Origin of the sequence: Aquimarina sp. TRL1, from assembly GCF_013365535.1 — a bacterium.
Taxonomy (GTDB): domain Bacteria; phylum Bacteroidota; class Bacteroidia; order Flavobacteriales; family Flavobacteriaceae; genus Aquimarina; species Aquimarina hainanensis.
Map to the genome: position 1 here is coordinate 4,347,563 of NZ_CP053590.1, position 23,088 is coordinate 4,370,650.

Here is a 23,088-nt window from a genome sequence, read left to right on the forward strand (position 1 = left end):
CTAAATTATCCGGTTATTTTTCCACTTTTTAAAGTTACCAATGTAGAGCAGCAAGAATTCCATAGTCGATTTTTACTAACAATGACTAATCCCCAAGGGTTTTTCTTATCTATCAAAAAGGTGATTAATCTATTGGCTTCTTCTGCGTCAAACTGATCAAAAGGATCTTCCAAGATGATCAATTTTGGTTTTTGAGCAATTGCTCTGGCTAATACAATTTTCTTTGCGACGGTGTTAGACATTTGTTTTCCTTCTGGATATAAAATTGTATGTAATCCTTTGGGTTGCTCTTTTACAAAATCAATAAGTCCGGTTTTTTCTAACGTCCATAGAACGGTTTCTTCTGTGATTGAAGGATCTCCAAAAGTGATGTTTTCCAGAATACTCCCTTCAAATGGGGTTTCTTCAGATAGTGATAATCCCAGGTTTCCTCTGTAATAATTAAGACTTATTCCATTCAAAGACAAACTGTTTACATACATTTTACCTTTTGTAGGTTCAATAATTCCTGCGATTACCCGGAGTAAGCTCGATTTTCCGGAACCACTTTCTCCCTGAATAAGAATTCTACTTTTAGTGTTTATTTTTAAGTTTATATTCTGTAAAATATGTTCCTCTTTATCAGGAACCAAATAAGATACACTATCTAATTCTACAGAGAAATCCGCAGCAGTAAAGGTTGGTTTTACCCCTTCTTGGTTCTCTAATTCTTTATCTACTACCTGACCGATTTTTTCCAGAGAGGTTAGTACATCATAAAAGGATTCAAGTCCTAAAATAAGTTTCTCTACAGAACTGATGATTAATAGTATTATAATCTCAGCAGCAACAAACTGTCCGATATTCATTTCCTGATTAAGCACCAGAATACCTCCGACAATTAGTAATCCGGCAGTAACCAATACTTTAAAACCAACCATTTGTATAAATTGAATCATCAATATTTTGAAATGGCTTTCTCTGGCTTTTAAATAATCACTGACTAAGCTATCATTTTTGGTAATCGCCAAATTGGTTTTTCCAGAGGATTTAAAACTAATAACAGTTCTGGCTATTTCCTGGATCCAATGTGCGACTTTATATTTGTTTTTAGATTCTTTTAGGCTTGTTTCTAATCCTCTTTGAGCTGTAAGTTTAAATACAATATATACCAAAAAGAGGAGTGATATTCCATAAATAATGAAAAAAGTATGATAGAAGGATAGTAATATAAGACCAAAAGTAATCTGTAAGATGGTCGTAGGAACATCTATTAGTATTTTGGTAAACCCCTTTTGTACAGTTAGTGTATCAAAGAATCGGTTTGCTAACTCCGGAGGATAATAGTTGCGGAGTTCACTCATTTTTATTTTAGGAAAGCGATATGCAAACTCAAAAGATGCTCTGGTAAAAATACGTTGTTGTATGGTTTCAATAATTCGCATTTGCATTAATTGCAGAGCTCCTGCAAATGCCACTCCAATAGTAACCAAAGCGACTAAAACGATCCAGGAAGTACTTATTTGTGCTCCCTGCATCAGGTTAATAATAGCTTGAATTCCCAAAGGAAGGGATAAACTTACCAGCCCGGAAAATACTGCATAATAAAATATCTGAATGATATCTTTTTTTTCTAACTTCATTAAGCCTATTAAGCGTTGCCACGCAGTCATTATTTTTTTATTCATTCGTTATTTTTCTAATGTTTTTAAAGCAAGGTTTGTAAAAAAAATAGTTGGGGATACTTTATCAGAACAATCCGTAAGTGACGCGAAATGTTCCTTTAAAAAATGTTGATGTAAGGCTCCTTCTATAATAGTACTGGCAAGACTGGAAGAAAACTCATACGCAGGGTTTACAGCGGTGATCATGTCTTTTATTCGGGTAACAAGTCTTTTGTATATGACGAAATACCCTTCTTTATTTTCTTCATCAACTTCTTTGGTTAGGTACGATTTAGAATATTCATTAATGACTATTTTGTTTAGAATCACCTCGTTAACATGTGTAAATGATGAATCTTGCCGGGTTGTTTTGGTAACAATTTCTATAGCCTTTTTTAGCTTTTCAATAGGATCTGTAATACTGTGTGTCGCAAATACCAGGTGATACTCAATCCATCCCCAATACCAAGATGTAAGATATAGTAATAACTTATGTTTATTATCGAAATATCTATAAATAGAACTTTCATTCGATCCTATTTTGGTTCCAAGCTTTTTGAAAGTAAAATTATCAAAGCCAATTTCATCAATTAAAAGAATGCTGTGCTCAATAATTCTTTTCCCTAAATCGGAAGATTCAGGGTCTTTACTATATATTTTATCGGCGATACTAATCTTTAAATTAGAAAGTAATTGATCCATAATAATATAATTTGTGGCAAAACTAATAGTATTACTATTAATATAGAAAATATCCATGTTAAATTATACTTAAATACTATTAGTTTTATTTTTTGCACAACATTACAAATGTTTTAATATATTGATTTTCAACTTTTTATTTGGATGTAAACCTCGTAACGAATCCTAATTACGAGGTTTGATTGGTTGTTAATTGTGTAATAAAAATGGATTCTATCGTTTGATTTTTTCCAACTGTTAGGCAAATCATTGACTTATAACACGTTGATTGACGATGTTAGCAATAGATGGTTCTTAGTATAAGAAAACTAGAAACCTTACTAGTTATTTTTTTCCAAAATGTGTGTATTGAATATAATCGAACACCTGCCATTGTGAATACATATTTGATGTTCCTTTTTTTGATAATGTAGTTTCTTCCCCATGAAATTTACATAATGATTAATTGTAATATGATATACTTAGTACTTTCATATAGAACTATGAATCTGCATTTTTCAGATATTACAATCGAATTGGTTTATTATTATGATTGATGATGTTTTTTATCTGTGATTAACTATTACAATGATTTTTCATTATTGCAATCGTATACAAACATTGTTGTTGTAATATTACAGAGAAAGTGCGTGTTTTTTCTTAAATAAAACACAAAATATTATAAAACCTATGTAATACTCTAGATATAAATAGTCCATTTACTATTACTATGTTTAAAAAAAAATACATTTGAAAAATATTTCGAAAACAATAAATACTAGTAAATTTGAAATGTTAATACTATTGATATTCAGTAGGGGAAGGAGAGTATCCGATAATTGAAAGTTTTTTCATTTGAAGGGCTTAATTCCAAACTATTTTTTAATCTTAGTAAACTAAATATATCACAAAACACCACTTTTATGAAATCTATTTTTAAGTACGTTTTAGTACTCGTTCCTTTAATCTCATTTGCACAAGAAGATATTAAAAGTTACAGTGCCTGGAATTCTCTAATTGTAGATTATACGATCAGTCCTAAATTCTATGCAGAAAATGAGCTTCATTTTCGGAGAACAAACTTTTTTTCTGATTGGCAGCAGTTTATCGCTCGCCCGTCTATACATTATAAAGTAACCAAAGGAGTAAAAATTGGAGGAGGATATTCCTATATCAAAAATTACAGGGAAACAATAGATTTCCAGGAGAATAATGTTTGGGAAGAAGTGGTTTTGTCTAGTGTATATGGAAAGTCTTCAGTAAAACACAGATTTCGTATGGAACATCGTTTTATAGAAACTGTTTTGCAAGATAATACTGGGGGTTTTTCTATCGGTGATACAGAGTTTTCTAATAGATTTCGATACCGATTGAGCTGGACAATTCCTTTAGTGACTGTTACAGAAGATAAAAAGCTTAAGCTTGCCGTTTTTGATGAAGTATGGTTACTTACAGAAAAGGGAATCGTTCCAAGGTCATTGAATCAGAATTGGTTCTACGTAGGATTATCATATCCACTTATTAAAGGAGGAAGTTTAGGGATAGGGTATATGAATGACCATGGACCTATCGGTAATTCAAATCACCGCAGTAATCATATTTTGCAAACAACTTTTAAGTACCGTATTAAGTAAGTTTACTTTTTTAAGATCGATATAATAAACTGAGTCCACCACCTAAAAACAGGTGTAACGGACTCAGTAAATAACTACTTCTCTTTTTCAAAATATGACTAGTGAACCTTATCAAGGGGATCACATTTATTTTATAAATTGTTTGCTATAGCTTCCTGTTTCTGTGTATATTTTTGCTATATAATTCCCTTCGGGAAGTTGGCTAATATCTATTGTTTTTATTGAAGAAGTTAAAAGAAGAAGCCCATTGTGATTATATATTTCTATTTTTTCTAATGTCATATCTGATACCATAATTTCTATGCTATTCTTAGAAGGATTCGGACTAACTTTGATTTCTGGTTGATCAAGTTGTTTAGTAGTTGTTTTTCCAAAAGCATTACCAGAAGTTTCGATAGTACGTGAGGGTAAGGATCCAGGAGCGCAATCTCGTTGCTCTATTCCTGTCCACCGAATTACCCATCCTCTGTTTTTTGCAGCATCTGCTCTTAGTGGATTGGGGAATCCTAGTCCTCCTATTGAAGGTAAATCACTTGGGTGGTCTATCCATCTCAGATATACTCTAAAACCAGTAGGAGTAGGATTATAAATAGCAGGAACTCCACCTGTGTACCAATGATAGCCTGAATTAGTAATAGATTCAATGGTAACCAGGTAGTGAGGAGTTGTTTTGAATTTGCAAGCACTGGTATTTACATCTACGTAAATCCCTAAAGAGGTGTAATCTACCCAGTCATCAGGAGAGGTGACTCCCTGACCGATATGTACTTGAGCATTTGATGGTATAAATGCAAGAATGCATAATAAAATGATAATGGGTTTTAAAGAATTCATAATATGTATGGTTTTAAAAGTGAGTTTATTAGTTTGCTATGATTAATGTAATAATTATATCAAAGAAAACGATATGGTAATTAATTGAAAATTAAATGGTAATCCCCTTAAGGAGTTCTTTTAGTGGTACAAAAAAGCTGTGTAAACATCCTGTTTTTGAGGATATACTTAGTAAGTAGAAATCTCTTTATTTCTAGGGGTAAATGATGCTGAAAGTAAACTTAGTGTTGTTTCCTGATTTCAATCCTTTTTATACGGATACATTATTCCTTCTGTTGTTCTTCAAAAAGAAGTAGAAAATCATACTTAGGTGTACCATCTCTATATCATTATTATAAGAAATAACTGCTTTTATGATTAATGATATAGAAATGATACCTTCAACGGGGATGGTTGAGTAATATTAGATATTAAAATAGTGTATTTTTTTTTCTGAATACAGTGATAAATTTAGGTCAATGAGTTTTCTATTTGGATACGGAGCATAGAAGGTTCAAAAGGTTTATTAATTACAGTATTAATTCCTACTTCCTCAAAGAAGTGTTTGTTTTCTTCCTTGGAGATTGCCGTTAGTGCAATGATAGGGGTATTAATTCCTTTTTTTCTGATTCTACGGGTCGTCTCAAAACCATCGATCCCATCCATCATAATATCCATTAAAATTAGATCGTATGATTCTTGTTCTGTTTTTTCGAGTGCTTCATATCCATTAGAAACCACCTCGCAATAATACCCAAAATTGTTAATTATTTTACAGGTTATTAATTGATTGATACGATTATCTTCTACAATTAGAATTTTAACTCCATCTTTATTAACAATGACTTCCTCTTTCTTTTTTATTTTTTTATCAGGCGATGCAAAATCTACAATAAAAGAGAAAGTACTTCCATTTTCCTTATCCGAAGATAAATCTAGAGAACTGTCGAATTGTAACAATAATTTATTAGCCATTACTAATTCAACTGCAGAATGATTATGCTTATCTGACAATGCAGTAAAAATGGCAGAATTCCCTTCTGTAAAAGATTTTTTTAATTCCTGAATTCTCTCTTCAGGAAGGTATAAGTTTTTACAGTTAGTACTAAACAGGATTCTGCAATCAGAAGTATCGGTATCGAGACTTTTGATGGCTAACAATATGTTTCCATTTTCAGTGTTTTTTGCGACGTGAGATAATAAGGAAATAATTACTCTAGCTAAAGAATCGGGATCGCTAATAATCGTTTTGGGAAGTGCTTTATCAATGACAAAATCAAAGCTGTTATTGTATTCTCCTGTAATAAAATAACTGATAGATTCTCTAATTGTATTGATGAATTTATTTACATCAATATCTACTTTTTTTAAGGTGGTTTTTTCAGAAGTTTCTGTAGTATTGATATCTATAATATCGTTTACAAAACGAAGCAAATATTTACCAGAAAACTGTAATATCTTCAAGTGTCTCTTATGTTGTTCTCTATTTGTGTTTTCTTGCTCCAGTAAGTGAGCGATACCTGTTATCGCATGAAGAGGGGTTCTTAATTCATGTGTGATATTGTTGACAAACAATGTTTTTTTAGCGTAAGCATCTTCTACTTTCTCTTTTGCTAGCTGTAGTTCCGCATTTTTTTGTTTGAGAAGCTTATTATTCTCTGTTTTTAGCTTAGAGTTGGTGTATTGAAGTAAGATGACAAAGATCAGGGCAATAATAATCCCAATCCCCAAAAATATCAGATATTTATTGAGTTTTAGTTGCGTTTGCTGGTATTGATATTCTACCAACATTTTTTCGCTTTCTTTTTCTCGTAATTGTAGATTTTTATACGATTTCATCATATTGCTATACTTTTCGAGAAAAGCATTATTCTGATGTGCTAATTCTACAAAGTACTTTTGATAAAACTGATTAGCTACTTTATAATCCTTTTTACGATCGTATAAATTTGCTAAACCAGATAGATAAATTACATAATTGGTTTTATTTACTGTTTTTGCTGTATCTATTTCCTGAAGTGCTATTTGCTCTCCTTTCTTGTAATAGTCTAAAGCTTCATCAAATCTATCTGTATTGGCGCAAGCTACTCCACAATAGTAATAGAGGCGAACCAGCCGACTGTTTTTGGTGTATTTTTCGGCTAACCGTATCGCTTTTTGAGACATCTTATAGCAGGCATCCCATTCCTTCTTGCTGTATAGTATAGAGGTTAAGTTAAAATAGATATCGATTATTTGTTCTTCATATGCTGGTTTATTTCCCGCTTCTACTGCTTTATTAAAGTATACAATGGCTTGGTCAAGATCCTTTGTTACTTTTTTGTAATAAAGCCCTTTAAGGTTATTGACAAAAACCTCTCCATAAGGATCCTGAACTGTGTCCTGCCAATCAGAAGCTTTATCCAAATATGATTTAAAGGTTTTATAGTCGTTTACATAAAGAGCTACAGCACTTCTCAATCGGTATGCTCTGGCTATAAAATGCTGATTTCTGCTAAGTACAGCAGCACTTTCTACTTTGTCAATTTCTTTTAATGCTCTGGTGATATAATCATTTTCTATCCAATACTCAACAGAGTCTAAAGCTGTAGTTAATTGTTCTTGAGTTAAAGGATCTTTATTTTGGAATCCTTGCATGTTTATGGTAATAAGCAAGAATAAGGTAATAAGATACTTGGTGGGTATTATATTCATATTGTTATGGGTGTAATATGGGAGCTAAAGTAGAAAAAAAGTGAAGATCTCAAAGTTTTAATGTGTTGAAGTTCAATTTTTTTGAAAAAATATTTTGAATATGAAGTTTTTCTACAACACGAAAACGTTTTCGTACACACTTTTATGATTAAAAAGTAATATTTACGGATAAGATAGTTACACTATTTGAGGTGATAGATGTTAAAAATATCTTTAAAAGTAGTGTGGTGAAGTTAATTGTAACTAATATTGACTGGCTAGAAAAATGTAAAATAAAAAAAGAGAGAAGTCTACTATGAAAATGATTAGTGTTATTCTCTCTTCGTTTAGCTATTAAAACAATTAAAAATGATTAATGTTTGTTCAAAGGAAACTAAAAAATTTATTTTTTGCAAATAAAACATTAAAAATCAATAATATAGTTGTTAAAATACGTTAAATGATGCATTTTGTTTTCTTGTTTTAACTTTTTTTAATAAAAATAATTCATTTTAAAAAGATAATAGCTACACTAGATTTAATTCTTATTTTAAATATTATATTTTTCCATTGAATACCATCATACACAGTATTAAAACAGCCTACCCGGTAAGTTCCTCTTCTATTGAATTATTGACGAGCAAGATGACTAAATTAGAACTTCCCAAGAAACATCTTTTAATTGAGGGAGGGACGTTAGATAAAAACTATTATTTTATAGAAAAAGGACTTACTCGTTCATTTATTATTCTTGATGGAGAAGAAACAACTACCTGGTTTAGTAAAGAAGGGGAACTTGCTTTTTCGATGCTCAGTTGTTATGAGAACAGACCAGGTTTTGAGTATGTAGACTTATTAGAAGATTCTATTATTTATGCAATTCCTGTACAGGAGCTAAATGAATTGTATCATACTAATATAGAAATCGCTAATTGGTCTCGTGTAATCCACCAAAAGGCTTTCTTAGATTTGGAATTACGTCATATTGCATTGGCTACGCAATCCGCTAAGGAACGTTATGATCATTTTGTAGCGGAAAAATCAGATATTTTTCAGCGAATAAAATTAGGGTATATAGCTTCCTTTTTAGGCGTAACTCAAGTTACATTAAGTAGATTGAGATCCCACCGTACTTTTTAACATAGGTAAAATAAAATGTAAAGAATAGCTTCTATTTTTGCCGTTGTAATATTATATATGAGTAAGTAATGAGTACTACGGAAAAACAAAAAATGTTGGCAGGAAAGATATATAATTCCAGGGATCCGGAATTGTTAGAAATGCATCATAAAGCAAGAAAACTATTATCAAAACTTAACACTCTTGATTCTAGAGATCTGGAAACCCGAAAAGCAATCTTATCTGACTTATTAGGAAACATCTCAGAAGGAGTATGGGTAGAATCTCCTTTTTTCTGTGATTATGGAGAAAATATCAGCTTAGGAGAAAATTCATTAATAAATATGAATTGTGTTTTATTAGATGTTAATAAAATAACCATCGGAAAAAATGTTTTGATAGCCCCGGCGGTTCAGATTTATACGGCAACACATCCGGTGAATCCTGATGAAAGGTTAGTAAAGAACCCAACGAAAGATCAAGCTACATTTACTACTTATGGCGAACCGGTAACAATAGGGGATAATGTCTGGATAGGAGGGAATAGTACTATTTTACCAGGGGTGACCATCGGAAATAATGTTACTATAGGAGCAGGTTCAGTGGTGACCAAAGATATCCCCGATAACACTATAGCTGTAGGAAATCCTTGTAGAATAGTTAAAAAAGTATAAACGAATGGATGTGTTTTATGAAATTCCCGCTTCTGCGTTTGAAGTAATGGGGTTAATCGTTGGTTTTTCTGTTTCGATTATCACCGCAATACAGATTTCTAAAGAATATAAATCTAAAGAAAAAAGTAGCTTATCAGCTGGCTACGTAATAGGTTGGGTATTCGTTTATGGTTTTTGGGCTTTATATGGAGTCCGGTTTAAAGCAGAAGCCCTTTGGATTACTAATGGATTGGCACTAGTATTGCAATTGGTGTTATGCATGATTGTTCTAAGAAAAAGCAAAAGAGCAAAAAGTGTGTAAGAATACTATATCCACGTTTTATAATGTAGCTTAGTTATTAAGCTAAAGATTAATTTAACATAACATTATGAATTTTAATATAAACTTATTTATTTAAGATAAAAAGGTCGTTTATTATTGATTTACAAGTATTTCTAAATACTTTCATTTTTCATTCCTTCATATTACCATTTAGAGCAGAGGCGTAGTCATGATATTTGTCATAAAATAACAAGGATTATGATAATAATTTGGTCAAAAATTAATTTAAAAAATAATACACAATGAAGGAAGTATTGGTAAGTTTATTGGTGATTGTTACATTTGTTTTTTCTGGATATTCTCAGGAAGATAAGAAAGAAGAATTGGATTACAGTAAGTGGCAGATTAGAGTTAGAGGAGTAGTTGTTAATCCCGATGAAAGTGCAACTATAGAAACGATTGGAGGGAATGTAGATATTTCTACTTCGGTTATTCCAGAAGTGGATATTACTTATTTTTTCACAAAGAATATCGCTGCGGAATTAATATTGGGGACTACAAAACATAATGTAGAAGCTATTTCGACTGCGCCAGGAGATATTGACCTGGGACATGTATGGTTATTACCACCGACATTAACCCTTCAATACCATTTTACAGGATTAGTAGTAAAGCCATATGTAGGTGCCGGGGTTAACTATACTATTTTTTATGGTGTTGATGAAGGAGATGTAGCCAATGACGTTGATTATGATAATAGTTTTGGTTTCGCACTACAAGCAGGTATTGATTACGATCTAACCGATAAATGGTTTCTGAATGTAGATGTAAAGAAAATCTTTTTACAGACAGATGTAACTGTCGATGCAACTTCTGCTCTTGGCGCAACAGTAGGTGCAGATGTTGATATTAATCCCTGGTTGTTTGGTCTTGGAGTGGGATATAAATTTTAATATGTCGACACTAGTAAGACGATCTACTGATTATACATAGTAGAATTTCATAATACGAATGCATATTAGTTAAAAAGGCTTCTCTTTTGAGAAGCCTTTTTTTGATTTTACTCGATAATTGAAATGTAAATGCCTTGTACTTTCACCAAGGTGGTTTACCTAATAATCGAGAGGAACATTTATCTCTAGTATACTGCTTAAGGGGTTTGTTGCGATGCAGTATATTTTTATCAGTAAAATAATATTAGCTGTAAGAAGAACAACCCTAATTAATAAGCTTCATTACTTAGTATGCAAGTTTTGGGGTATACCATGGACTTCTATGAAAACTTTTCTAAGTCGGAACTCAAAAAAAGGGTTGTTTAAAAGCATTATTTTTTGTGTATCTTTTTGGTTGTTCTAATCAGACCATTACTATCCTTTATTTCTAAAAAATAAATTCCAGATCGCATTTGGTCTGTATGAATGGTAAGCTGATTAGCAACTACTCGTTGTGCATTACGATATACTAATTTCCCCTGAAGATTGTATATAGTTATATGTGCTTTATCAAGTTTCTGAGATATGTATACTGTAAAATTGTTTTTGAATGGGTTAGGATAGATAGATACTCCTTTCTTACCCAGAGAAACAGATGCAGACTTAGTGCGAGCAGCTGTACAAGCTCCTATTTTAGTCCAGGCTTGACTCCAATATTGACCACTACCAGGACTATATGCCCAGGCGGCACTGGAAGAACACCATCCAGATACCTTACATTCATACTTATCTCCTGAATTTTGTACGATTTCTCCATTGCTATAAGCAGTACCTGCAACATATTGCGGGATTCCACTGCAATTACCTCCTCCTGATCCTGAGGTCGTAACGGATACGGTATTACTATAGCCCGAGGCATTTCCAGCAGCATCAGTTGCTTTTACTTTGAATTGATAAGCAGTACTTGCTGTAAGGTTTCCAACAGTAGCAGAAGTACCGCTAACGCTGCTAACTTTTGAATTCCCGTTATATACATCATATCCAGTTACCCCAACATTATCTGTGGAAGCATTCCAGTTTAGCGAAACACTAGATGAAGAAACATTTGTACTAGTTAATCCGGTAGGAGCTGATGGAGCTTGAGTATCTCCTCCAGATCCGTTACTGCTAATATTCAAAGTATAGTCTTCTACTTCTCCGTAATCAAAAGTACCACAGTCTGATGGAACAGTATTATACCTCATAATAACACGAGCTCGTGTTTTACCTGTTTTAGCAGTGGCAGGAATTGTAAAGGTACCACTTACAGGAGAGGTCTGAGTGGCAGATTTAGTCCATACTTTTTCTCCAGAGTCTTTGAAATCTCCATCCTGATTATAATCGATCCATACTCCGTATGCCTCACTGTATTTTCTTCCTGCCCAACTCGCTGTAATTTCTATAGAAACAGAAGCTCCTTTTCTTGCAGTAAAAACAGTAGCGGTGTGATCACTATACCCAGTGCCTGCTCCAGAAGATTTGGATACAGTTCCTACTTTGACATTGCTTATATGTTCATCAGAAGTGTTATTACTTTTTGCGGCACAATAAGTAGAACCTCCACTATCAGAAGTAGTAGCATTCACCGTATTACTATACCCAGAAGTATTTCCTGCTGCATCTTTTGCTTTTATCTTGAACTGATAAGAGGTGTTAGCAGTAAGACCACTTACAGTTGTTGATGTACCAGTAGCAGTAGCTACTTTTGTACTTCCTTTGTATATGTCATATCCAGTGACACCTACGTTATCTGTAGCGGCTGACCAACTAAGAGAGACACTAGTAGCTGTTACTGATGAAACGGTTAAGTTTCTGGGAGTAGAAGGTGCTTGTGTATCACCTCCTGTTGTGCTTTTTGTGATTGTTACAACACTTCCCGTCGATGGATTCCAGATATCTAGATTGGCAGGTATCTGGAAAACATTGGCATTAGATACCGAAGAAACAGAAGAGGCGTTGTCTACTTTTATAGTTCTTGTTTCTATTTTTTCGGTATCGACAAAAATCCATTTAAACTGATTGAATCGTGCAGAGCTTCGTGTCCAGGACTTGTTATCATTGTTAGTTCTTAAGGGGGCACCCCAACAACCTTCACCAACGTATACAGTACCTTTTTGATCATCTCTAACAAATCCTTCATCATTACCAGAAGCCGTAGTAGGGCGTACTGGCCAGGTAGTTTTTACAGTATGTGAGTCACATTCTACTACCAGTTTTACATTTTTGTCATAAAACAATTTTGCCCAATTGCTATATTGACTATTTCCCTCTGATTTCCCTGCCACATGAGGTCGCATTGGTTTATGGTATTGTGCCATTTTCCAAATTACATTGGGGTTTGCATTCAAGTCCCCTTTTAACCATGTCGTTTGACTTCCAGAAATAGATATCTGAGTATTGAGCGTATAGGCTCTGATTAGGTTATTACCAAATGTAATTGCATAATAGACACTGGATGAAGGCGTATCAAAAAGATTGTAAACACTATTGTTGCTACCTTCGTGATTTCCTCTTGTGGCTATAATAGGAAACATCCTTTTATCACTAGCAATGGTTAATTGCCAATCATCAAACCATTCAACCCACTCTCTGCTACTGTCTCTATTGGTCATATCTCCTCCAAAGAGCACAGCATGAGGTTTTAGTTTGGCAACAAGCCTGTTAGCATTTTTTCTTGGGGTCCTGTTATTTCTAGAATCCCCTCCGGCAATAAAAGATAATCGACTGTTATCAGAAGGTGCCGTTTTGAACCAAAAACGCTCACTGGTTCCCTGGCTATCTCTGATGACAAAATAATACGCAGTATTAGGTTGTAGCCCTGTTAAGCGTGCAAAGTTATTGTTCATACTTTTGTATGAAACAGTTCGGTCAGGTGTTTTGGAATTGGGGTAATTAGCATAATTTGTTCCGTGGTCCGTAGTCCCGTAATAAACTGTAGGGTTACTACCCGAAATCTGGTTCCATCCTATAACAATGGAAGTGGCTGGATTGCCTCTCAATGATAAACGATACTTATCATTAGAAGCTTGCGTTTGTAGTCCTAGTAATACGACTAAAATAAATACGACTTTTTTCATAATTTATAGTTAAGCTTAATTAAAATGAGTTTGTGATTTATCTAATTAGTTTTTTAGAAATAGAGATTCACTTAACATATACTTACTAATGGGTGCTGGATGTTTTTACGATACATTTTTATAATAAACAATGACACCTATTAAGGGGTACGCAATACATATTTTTTGTTTTTGTTTTTCATTTTGATAAATAATTATCAGATATAACAGCCGAAAAAGAAAATACCCTACCCGAAAAATTATTTTTTTTTAAATAAAGTGTTAATATTTTGTTTTTTATCAATGTTTATAAGCTTTTTGAATACGTAAAACTTTAAAAATAAGGATATTACATATAAAAATTGAGGTTTTGGTGTTTTTAAAATCAAAGAGTTAAGTTTAATTTTATACCTCTTATCATTGAAATAAAGAATTGAACTTTCTTAGTTCGAGACATAGTAAATAAACCTACTTACCTGATAGACATAATTACTCCCCTAATCATGTCTCTATAGCAAGCATATTACTCTACTTAACTTAATATCAATCTGATTTAAGGCGGAATCCGAAAAGCCTTTAATAGAGTAGGAATCACATTTTAAATTTTTTCAATCATGAAAAAAATCAAATCATTTGGGGCTATTGGATTGATAGCCATGGCGTTCATCTTCATGAGCTTTAGTAATGGAGGTGATGATCTTTATGGCTCAGCAGACACTATTACGTATGTTTCTGCTGATGATCAAAATCCTGAGCAAGCAGCGATTCTTGCAGCAGCATTACGTTTCACGGCGAGAGCTACACGTAGAGCTATTGTGTATACCAGAGAGGTAGCAAGAGTACAATTGCCAGGAATTGAGCAAGTAATCATGCAAGCATCTACTTACATTATGTTTGCATATGATAATGTTAATGATCACAAAAACAATTATGTTAAGGATCTAAAAGTGTTTAAAAAGCAAAAAATCCATTCTTTAGGATAATTTGTTGAAGACTACGACAGGTGGCTGTTTTTTAACAGCCGCTTGTTTTTACTCAATAGTAAAGATGTGAAATAGTTCGGGATTTCTCTCGAAATTTATATTCATTTCTTATATAATACCTCGTATCATACAACGGGGAAGTTTACTAACAATAATACTCATACGATATGAGACACTTTTTTTCTTACATAGCAATAGGATGTCTTGCAATCTATTGGGGAGTAACCCTTTTATTTGTAGGACCCGATAATTATATAAAAATATCCTTTCTAGAAGGGCAAGAATTTTTTGATACCTTTTTGTATCAAAAGTGGGGGTTCTTTGCTCCCCCGCCAAAGTACAATGATCGGTTGTACTATGTTTTTGAAAATAAATCAGACTCTACAGACACAAAAACATTTGAGGTTATCGCTCCTTTACAGCGAATGAAAACATCTAAAGCTCCTTTTAATTCAGCAGAAGATATACTAGATTATGTACTCTCCAGTTCATTGCATAGTGTATCTGATGGATTGGTAGCTGTTAATGAGTCATTGAGTTATCAACAAGATGTAGGAGAGATGGAAGAGGTAACTGATGAAATCAGAATAGAAAAGGGAAGGATTTATACCCAGACAACAACCAATTTTCAAACATTAAAAAACTATGCTGTTTTTGTAGCTGCGAAGAATCATATTGATATCAATAATTATTATGTCAGAATTGAAATGACACAAATTGATATGCCAAAATTCGCAGATAGAAATAAATTGAATTCCCCCACAGGACATGAAGAGAGTTTGGTGTTTAAGAGTGATAAATTTACAATTGAAAGAAAATGAAAAACTTTATAAATCAATTTAGTCAAGAAAATAGATTTAGCTTTTATGCGCCTTTTTTTAGGGTTTTTATAGGGCTTTACCTATTAAAAGACATTATTATTACATGGAATTTTAATGGTCTTTTATATAAAGGAGATTCGTTCTTACATCCTGATCCAGCAGCTATATTAGATTATTTTAATCTAGATACAGGTGTCATGAGGGAATATTTCGAGATCTTTATGTTCTCTTATATTCTGGTTATTCTTCTTTTTCTGTTTGGTATCGGAAAAAGATATACTGCCATTTTACTATTTATCCATTTAGAACTCATTCAAAACTTTGCCTGGTTGACACTCAATGGGGGAGATAATCTTATGAAGTTTGTCGTATTGTACTATATATTTATCGATTCGTATAATCGGTTTAGTATAAAACCATTGCAGTTTAAAAACGAAGAAGCTAAAAAGTTCTCCAATTTTATATCGAATCTGGCTGGATACTCTTTATGTGCTCATTTCTGTTTGGTGTATTTTGTTTCGGCAGTACATAAAATTCATGCGGATGTATGGTTTAATGGAGTGGCTACTTATTACGTATTAGGGTCTGAACGTTTTCAGGGAACTTCCTGGAATTCCATCTTGGTACAAAGCGGAGTATTTGTTACACTGTCTACCTATGGAACTATTTTGATAGAACTGATCTATCCATTCCTAATCTGGTTCAAGAAAACCAAATATCCTATGATGGTATGTTCTATATTATTACACTCGGGGATAGGCATATTTATGATGCTTTATGATTTTCAAATTGTATTTATCTTATTACAAGGATTTTTCTTATCAAATAAGGAGTGGGACAAATTATTAAAGTGGATTGATACTACTATCGAATGGTGTAAGATTAAACTAACAGCTAAACTCAAAACAAATCCTTAAATATTAATGAATATTTTTCTTATCATCCTCTTAGTTATAGCTCTTATAGGGTTATTAATTAGGATATTGTGGGTATACGAACTATATACACCTAAGTTGCTTCATGAAAAAGAAAAAGATGTAGTAGAGGCTATTTCGGATTGGTTGGATTTACTAACTGAAGAAAAGAAATTTAATGGTGCTATATTAATTGTTGATCGAGGAGAGGCATTATTAAGAAAAGCAGTTGGTTTTACATCTTATTTAAAAAAAGAAAAATTACATCTGCATTCCAGGTTTAGGTTAGCTTCTGTATCCAAACAATTTACAGCATTCGGGATTATGGTGTTGATTAAAAAACATGATTTGAGTTATGATACACGTGTAACTCAAATCATTCCTGATTTTCCTTATCCTAAAGTTACTATCAGACATCTTTTGAATCAGACATCAGGGATACGGGCTGATTATATAAAATTAGCAAAGAAAAAGAAAAAAACAGCCTCGTATGTTTTGTCATTAAAAGATGCGGTCGAGTTACTATGTCAATATCCAGATCACATTATAAAAAATCCGCTAGAAGAATATTATTATAACAATACCAATTATATTGTTTTAGCAAGAATAATAGAAATTGTATCTAAACACTCTTTTGAGAAGTACATGAAGCATGTTATTTTTCAACCATTGGGTTTAGAAGAAACAAGAGTTTGGAATTTACTATCAGAAGCAGATGAACATTTTGAAAAAGATAAAGCAAAAGGATTTGAAGCTTTTCTAAAAAGTAAACCAATAGAGATAACTCCTAATTGGATTGATGGTGTAGCAGGAGATGGGGCTGTTTTTTCCAGTATTTCGGATATGGAAAAATGGAGCGCTATCTGGACTAAAAATAACTTGTTGAATTCCTCAGAAATGAAAGAAGCCTTTATTGCTCCTGTATTAGCTAACGGATCCCCATCTAACTACGGCTTCGGTTGGGTATTAGCTGGAGATGTTAGCTGGCATAACGGGAGTTGGTTAGCGTCTAATTCTTTGATTCTTAAGAATCATAAAACCAATGCGTGTGTAGTCGTATTAGATAACTCTACAAATATGAGGTTTGATAAGATCACGAAATCTATTTTAAAAACATTAAACCAAAAAATGACATGAAAAAAAATAAAATCAGTAAACAATTAGTATATGTTATTGAAACAGGAATCCTGGTCGGTGTTTCTTTGTTTTCTCTGACGTTTTTAACTACCTTTTTATGGCAAATCAACGGATTAAATACCAGGGAATTAGTCTTGCTGTCTGTTATTGCAGGAGTATATTTAATAGTCTTAACTGTTTTAATTAATTACGTGCGGTTAAATCCTTTTTTTTACCAGCTCAAGCAACAATTTTCAAAAAGGTGTAAGCGAAGAAATGCAATATTTTTAGTTTTAGGAATTAGTATATTGATCTATTTTATTTTAGATAGTATCGTTTATTTCGTAGATGATAGCTTAGCAGTGGATTATTGGAATTTCTTGATAAGTTTAGATCCGCAAAAAGAAGCAGAGAACATTGTAGCGTATCCATTTGCTATTATTAACTCTGTAGTTACTTTCGTCTTTGGTATATTTGGAGCTTTAGTTTCTTTTTTCTTGGTCAAAAAAGAAGGAAAACTCATTAATTTCAAGCTTTTTAAAAAACGTTAAATAGTTATTAAAAAAAGAATTACATAAAATTTAATTATATATTTGTACCTACAAATAATGTAGGTATTATGAATGAATATTTCAATGCGGTAATAGAAATTATCAGAACAGGGCATTGGTTTACAGATCAGATTTCCCGGGAACTTAAGGAATATCAGATATATGAGCCTCAGTTTAATGTATTGAGAATATTAAGAGGTGCTGGAGGTACTCCTTTATCAGTGAATCAAATATTAGAAAATATGATCCAACGGTCTAGCAATGTTACAAGAATTGTTGATAAACTAAGTTCTAGAGGTTTAGTCAGAAGAGAATTATGTTCTGAAGATCGAAGAAAAATGGATATTGTTATTACAGAAAAAGGGTTGGCACTTTTGGAAAAGCTCGATAAAAAAGTAAATGATTTTCATATGCCTATGAGTACAAATCTAAGTAAAGAAGAAGCAAATAAGCTAAAAGAGTTAATAATTAAATTAAAAGGAAACTAAATGAAGAATATCATCGCAATAGGAGGAAGTAATAGTAAAAATTCGATAAATAAAACACTGGCAACATACGCAGCTAATTTAATTACATCAGCTACAACTACTGTAGTTGATTTGAATGATTTTGAATTGCCATTATACAGTATTGATACGGAAACAGAACAAGGAATTCCCGAGGAGGCTGTACGTCTGAATAGGACGATAGAATCTGCTGATGCAATAGTAATTTCGCTGGCAGAACACAATGGATCATACGCTGTAGGGTTTAAAAATGCTTTTGACTGGTTATCCAGAATTCATAAAGAAGTATGGAAAAATAAACCGATGTTACTTTTATCAACATCTCCAGGTGGTAGAGGGGGAGCTACAGTATTACAAGCTGCAAAAACTACTTTTCCTCATTTAGGAGGAAATATTATAGCAGATTTAGCAATCCCGTCATTTCATACTAATTTTGTCGATGGAAAAATAATTAACGAAGAAATAATGAGTATTTTAAATACTAAAATCAATGAATTAGAAGCAGCAATAATTTAATGCACATTACATAATTATATATATAGAAGCAGTACTGTTTTAGTACTGCTTTTTTATACTAAAAAAGCGAATAAAGAAAGTAGTGTACAGAAACAAACCAGGTATTTATACAAAAATATTACACGAAGAATGAATGTTAATTTTGAAATATATTCTGTAGTAAGAACACTCGATTATCGGATTAATATATAAGGTAAAAGTATTTTGAATAGGTCTAAAAATTAATTTAACAAGTAGTGTTTAGTTGAATTCCTACAAAAAATACACTACATTGTATGAGTAATCTATTAATTAATAGATTTTTATAAAACCAACAAACTTCTAAACACTCTTAAAACTATGAAGGCAAAAACACTTTTAGCCGTGTTTGTGTGGCTTACATGCTGTATGTATGTATCAGCACAAACGAACTACAACAAATTAGCCGAAAATTATCTAAGTAAAAAAGGAGAGGTTATCCTGTCTTTTAAAATTAAGGAAAAATCAACACTGAGATCGTATACCAAAGGATTATCTATTGTTCATTTTGATGAAGCAACTAACGTAGTAAAAGTAATGGCAAATCAAAAACAATACGATGCTTTTTTAACAAAGAAAATACAATTTTATGTAACTAAAGCGGATAATGAAATTGGAGAAAGAAAAATGCTTTCCAGTGTTAAGGCCAAAGCAGCAACCTTCCCTCTAACAGCATATCCAACCTATGCAGCTTATGAGGGAATGATGAATAATTTTGCACAAGCGAATCCCAATTTATGTAAGGTTGTTAATATAGGAAGTACTACTGAAGGTGACAAGTCATTATTATTTGTAAAATTATCTGATAATGTCAATGCAAATGAGCAAGAACCCAGAGTAATGTACACTTCTTCTATGCATGGAGATGAAATAGCAGGATATCCAATGATGCTCAATCTTATTGATTTCTTACTACAAGCATATACCAATACTTCACATCCCAGACATGCAGAAATAAAAACATTATTAGATACTACTGAAGTATGGATAAATCCATTAGCGAATCCAGATGGAACATTTAGAAACAGTCCGGATAATTCTTCTGTAGCAAATGCAATTCGGGGGAATGCTAATAATGTTGATCTCAATAGAAATTATCCTGATCCGGAAGATGGTCCTCATCCTGATGGAAATAGTTATCAGACAGAAACCATAGCTTTTATGAATTTTGCAGATTCAAAACATTTTGTCTTATCGGCCAATTTTCATGGAGGAATTGAATTAATTAATTATCCATGGGATACTTATGCCGCCCCACATCCTGACAAAGATTATTTTTTGCATATTTCGGAAGAATATAGAGATCATTGTCAGGCTGATAGTCCAGCTGGTTATTTTGATGATCGCAATAATGGAATAACAAATGGATATAATTGGTATGAAGTACAAGGGGGAAGACAGGATTATCAGATTTATTTCAAAAAAGGGAGAGAGGTAACAGTAGAATTATCTACAAATAAAACACCTCCTGCCAGTCAGTTAGTCAATTTCTGGAATTACAATAAAGAAGCGCTTATCGCTTTTCTAAAACAAGTAACAAATGGAATTCATGGAACTGTAACGGATGTAGTCACCAATGAGCCGATTGCTGCAAAGGTAACTATTATAGGAAAAGAAGGTTTTGATTCCTGGGTTCCGACAGAACTTCCGGGAGGTGATTATTACAGGTTGATAAAAGCAGGTACGTACAGTATATTATATGAAGCTCCGTGCTATGAGTCGCTTACCGTAACAGGAGTTCAGGTTGCAGATGGAAGCAAAACGATCAAAAATGTGCAATTAACCCCTTTAAATGCAACAGCTCCTGATGGGATAACAGTTACTAATATCCAATCCTCAGCTGCTACCATTCAATGGAATGCTTCGTCAGATGCAACATATGACCTGCGTTATAGAAAAGAGGGGACGACGGCCTGGACAATTAAAAATAGTACTGTAGCAGAAATTACAATTACTAATTTACTACCAGAAACTTCTTATGAGGTTCAGGTACGAGTGAATTGCGAGGGAGGAATAAGTTCACCGTATAGTGCCTCTGTCATGTTTATGACTACATCAGTAGCCGCCTGTACAGGTATACATACTTTTCCTTACCAGGAAAGTTTCGAGAATGGATTGGGAGTATGGGAAAATAGCACAGGAGATGATATTGATTGGACAAGAGATTCAGGAGGAACCCCTTCGGTTTCCACGGGACCCTCTGCGGCGCAAGACGGAAATTATTATATGTATACAGAGGCCTCTGTGAATGTTACTCCTCCGGGGAGTCCTAATAAAGTAGCTTTATTGACAAGCCCATGTATAGACCTGTCAACATTAAATGGAGTTTCCTTAGAATTTGGATACCATATGTATGGAGGAGCTATTGGAGATTTGGAATTACTGGTTAGTACAGATGATGGAAGTACCTATTCTTCTCTATGGAGTAAAAATGGAAATCAGGGAAATTCCTGGAAACAAGCTAATATTGACTTAACTTCTTATGCAGGAAGCGTAATTAAAATTCAATTCAGAGGAAAAACAGGTGCCAACTGGCGAAGTGATATTGCGATAGATAATATTAATATAAAATCTGTTACTCCAGATATAACAGCTCCCAGCGTTCCTGCAAATTTATCTTCTTCCGCTATTACACATGAATCAGTACAATTAAGCTGGCAGCCCTCTACAGATAATATTGGAGTGACAGGGTATACTATTTTCAAAAATGATGTAGCAGAAGCAACAACAACAAATGTAAATTACAGTATAACTGGTTTATCAGCAAATACTTCATATTCTTTTTATGTAAAAGCGATGGATGCAGCAGGTAATGTTTCAGAAAAAAGCAATACGATATCGGTTACTACCTCAGAACCTTCTTTGATTTATTGTGACGCGAAAGGAAACAATATTAATTATGAATTTATCGATTTAGTACAAATCGGAGGAATTTCTAATACAACCGGAGCTAATGGAGGGTATGCTTATTTCGAAAATCAAATAGGAACCGTTACAACCGGAGCCAATACAATCGTTCTAAGTGCTGGTTTTACAGGGCGCTCATACAGAGAATACTGGAATGTTTGGATCGATTTTGATCAAAATGGAACATTTGACAACACAGAAGAGATTGTTTCTGCAAATGTATCAGATGGTACAAATCATTCATATAATTTTACCATACCGACCACGGCTTTATTAGGAAATACCAGAATGCGTGTTGCTATGAAGTATAACGGACAGGCATCCGCATGCGAAACATTCGCATATGGAGAGGTCGAAGATTATCCGATCACTATTAATTCGGCATCATTAAGTAGTGCTGTAAAGGGAGGAAGTATCCCGGTTGATACAACAGCCGATATTACAATTTACCCGAATCCAATAACTAATAATACATTATATATAAAAACATCTCAGAAACTGAACAGAAATACATCTTATATAATATATAACTCAAGAGGAAAAATAATAAAAAGAAAAAAACTTACGAACTATAAAATTATACTCGAAGCATTCTCGGAAGGAATATACTTCTTAGAAATAACATCAAAAGGGAAAAAAATAATTAAACCCTTTATTATAAAGTAATACTAGTATAAAATTATTAATTAAAAACAGGCTATTTACCATTAATAGTCTGTTTTTGGTTATTAACCGTAGGAACAGTGTTATTTGTCTAAAAAACAATAAATTATATATTGTTTTATTTATAGATTTTTTGTAAATTTAGATATCACAAAAATCATACGTTTAGGTTCTTAGTTATTGGTACTCCATTTTTTAACATATTTATAGATAGAATAAAACCACGTACATACTAATTACTAATAAACCACATTATGAAAACCTTATTTCACTTCATTTTTTTAAAAGTTGAGATGTTATTTACGTACTCTTTAGATTGTAATTACTCTACGTAGTACGATAATTTCTCTAAAATAAATATATCCAAATTACGTACATTTTGAATCATTGATTTCGAGATGTGTAATCTCCCCAAATGATATATTATTACTTTACATAATACCCCCTCCAATATTTCGTATCCACATTAACAGGATCATTATCAGCTATTGTTTTGTATCATGTCAGCTCATGATATAACAAGGTTGTATAATACGTACGGTCAATTTTAAATACGCAAAAAAAAAT

General features: G+C 32.9%; 18 protein-coding genes. 13 read left to right on the top strand and 5 right to left on the bottom strand.

The genetic code is table 11. The features are described from left to right. Positions 1 to 5 precede the first annotated feature (5 nt). The gene (locus tag HN014_RS17845; RefSeq protein ID WP_176030205.1) at positions 6 to 1,667 is read right to left on the bottom strand and encodes a peptidase domain-containing ABC transporter; all 1,662 of its coding nucleotides are present in this window, start codon (positions 1,665 to 1,667) and stop codon (positions 6 to 8) included. Between the two features lie 3 nt (positions 1,668 to 1,670). After that, on the bottom strand, positions 1,671 to 2,345 hold the full coding sequence (locus HN014_RS17850) for a TetR/AcrR family transcriptional regulator (RefSeq protein ID WP_176031155.1): 675 nt from the start codon (positions 2,343 to 2,345) through the stop codon (positions 1,671 to 1,673). A gap of 902 nt (positions 2,346 to 3,247) precedes the next feature. Here HN014_RS17850 and HN014_RS17855 point away from each other — a divergent pair. After that, positions 3,248 to 3,958: a DUF2490 domain-containing protein gene (locus tag HN014_RS17855; protein ID WP_176030206.1), complete on the top strand. Its 711-nt coding sequence runs from the start codon at positions 3,248 to 3,250 to the stop codon at positions 3,956 to 3,958. Positions 3,959 to 4,084: 126 nt separating this feature from the next. Here HN014_RS17855 and HN014_RS17860 read toward each other — a convergent pair whose 3' ends face one another. Then, positions 4,085 to 4,792 carry a T9SS type A sorting domain-containing protein gene (locus HN014_RS17860; protein ID WP_176030207.1) on the bottom strand — a complete coding sequence of 236 codons (708 nt, stop codon included), beginning with the start codon at positions 4,790 to 4,792 and terminating at the stop codon, positions 4,085 to 4,087. 450 nt (positions 4,793 to 5,242) lie between these two features. Next, positions 5,243 to 7,465, bottom strand: coding sequence for a response regulator (locus HN014_RS17865; RefSeq protein ID WP_176030208.1), 2,223 nt, complete (start codon positions 7,463 to 7,465; stop codon positions 5,243 to 5,245). 549 nt (positions 7,466 to 8,014) lie between these two features. On the opposite strand from HN014_RS17865, the gene HN014_RS17870 reads away from it, so the two are divergent. From HN014_RS17870 to HN014_RS17885, 4 genes are all read left to right on the top strand, one after another. Continuing rightward, entirely contained in the window at positions 8,015 to 8,584 is a 570-nt protein-coding gene (locus HN014_RS17870; protein WP_176030209.1) for a Crp/Fnr family transcriptional regulator, read from the top strand. Between the two features lie 68 nt (positions 8,585 to 8,652). Beyond that, on the top strand, positions 8,653 to 9,237 hold the full coding sequence (locus tag HN014_RS17875) for a sugar O-acetyltransferase (protein WP_176030210.1): 585 nt from the start codon (positions 8,653 to 8,655) through the stop codon (positions 9,235 to 9,237). Positions 9,238 to 9,241: 4 nt separating this feature from the next. After that, a complete protein-coding gene (locus tag HN014_RS17880) occupies positions 9,242 to 9,538 on the top strand; it encodes a hypothetical protein (protein ID WP_176030211.1) in 297 nt (98 codons plus the stop codon). Between the two features lie 263 nt (positions 9,539 to 9,801). Continuing rightward, positions 9,802 to 10,452, top strand: a complete 651-nt coding sequence (locus tag HN014_RS17885) for an OmpW family protein (RefSeq protein WP_176030212.1) — start codon at positions 9,802 to 9,804, stop codon at positions 10,450 to 10,452. 371 nt (positions 10,453 to 10,823) lie between these two features. Here the strand turns inward: HN014_RS17885 and HN014_RS17890 are convergent, their stop codons facing one another. Beyond that, the gene (locus HN014_RS17890) at positions 10,824 to 13,547 is read right to left on the bottom strand and encodes a GEVED domain-containing protein (RefSeq protein WP_176030213.1); all 2,724 of its coding nucleotides are present in this window, start codon (positions 13,545 to 13,547) and stop codon (positions 10,824 to 10,826) included. Between the two features lie 593 nt (positions 13,548 to 14,140). On the opposite strand from HN014_RS17890, the gene HN014_RS17895 reads away from it, so the two are divergent. The 8 genes from HN014_RS17895 (at position 14,141) to HN014_RS17930 (ending at position 22,524) form a co-directional block, all read left to right on the top strand. Then, complete coding sequence (locus HN014_RS17895) at positions 14,141 to 14,509, top strand: hypothetical protein (protein ID WP_176030214.1); 369 nt, start codon at positions 14,141 to 14,143, stop codon at positions 14,507 to 14,509. Positions 14,510 to 14,676: 167 nt separating this feature from the next. Continuing rightward, positions 14,677 to 15,330 (top strand): hypothetical protein, encoded by a 654-nt coding sequence (locus HN014_RS17900; protein ID WP_176030215.1) that lies wholly within the window; start codon positions 14,677 to 14,679, stop codon positions 15,328 to 15,330. Next, on the top strand, positions 15,327 to 16,247 hold the full coding sequence (locus HN014_RS17905; protein WP_176030216.1) for a hypothetical protein: 921 nt from the start codon (positions 15,327 to 15,329) through the stop codon (positions 16,245 to 16,247). Before HN014_RS17900 ends, HN014_RS17905 begins: the two co-directional genes overlap by 4 nt. 6 nt (positions 16,248 to 16,253) lie before the next feature. Further along, on the top strand, positions 16,254 to 17,381 hold the full coding sequence (locus tag HN014_RS17910) for a serine hydrolase (protein ID WP_176030217.1): 1,128 nt from the start codon (positions 16,254 to 16,256) through the stop codon (positions 17,379 to 17,381). Further along, positions 17,378 to 17,911 (top strand): hypothetical protein, encoded by a 534-nt coding sequence (locus HN014_RS17915; RefSeq protein WP_176030218.1) that lies wholly within the window; start codon positions 17,378 to 17,380, stop codon positions 17,909 to 17,911. The genes HN014_RS17910 and HN014_RS17915 overlap by 4 nt, the downstream gene beginning before the upstream one ends. A 68-nt stretch (positions 17,912 to 17,979) precedes the next feature. Next, entirely contained in the window at positions 17,980 to 18,399 is a 420-nt protein-coding gene (locus tag HN014_RS17920) for a MarR family winged helix-turn-helix transcriptional regulator (RefSeq protein WP_176030219.1), read from the top strand. Further along, the gene (locus HN014_RS17925; RefSeq protein ID WP_176030220.1) at positions 18,400 to 18,933 is read left to right on the top strand and encodes an NADPH-dependent FMN reductase; all 534 of its coding nucleotides are present in this window, start codon (positions 18,400 to 18,402) and stop codon (positions 18,931 to 18,933) included. 339 nt (positions 18,934 to 19,272) lie between these two features. Beyond that, on the top strand, positions 19,273 to 22,524 hold the full coding sequence (locus HN014_RS17930) for a M14 family zinc carboxypeptidase (RefSeq protein ID WP_176030221.1): 3,252 nt from the start codon (positions 19,273 to 19,275) through the stop codon (positions 22,522 to 22,524). Positions 22,525 to 23,088 lie beyond the last annotated feature (564 nt).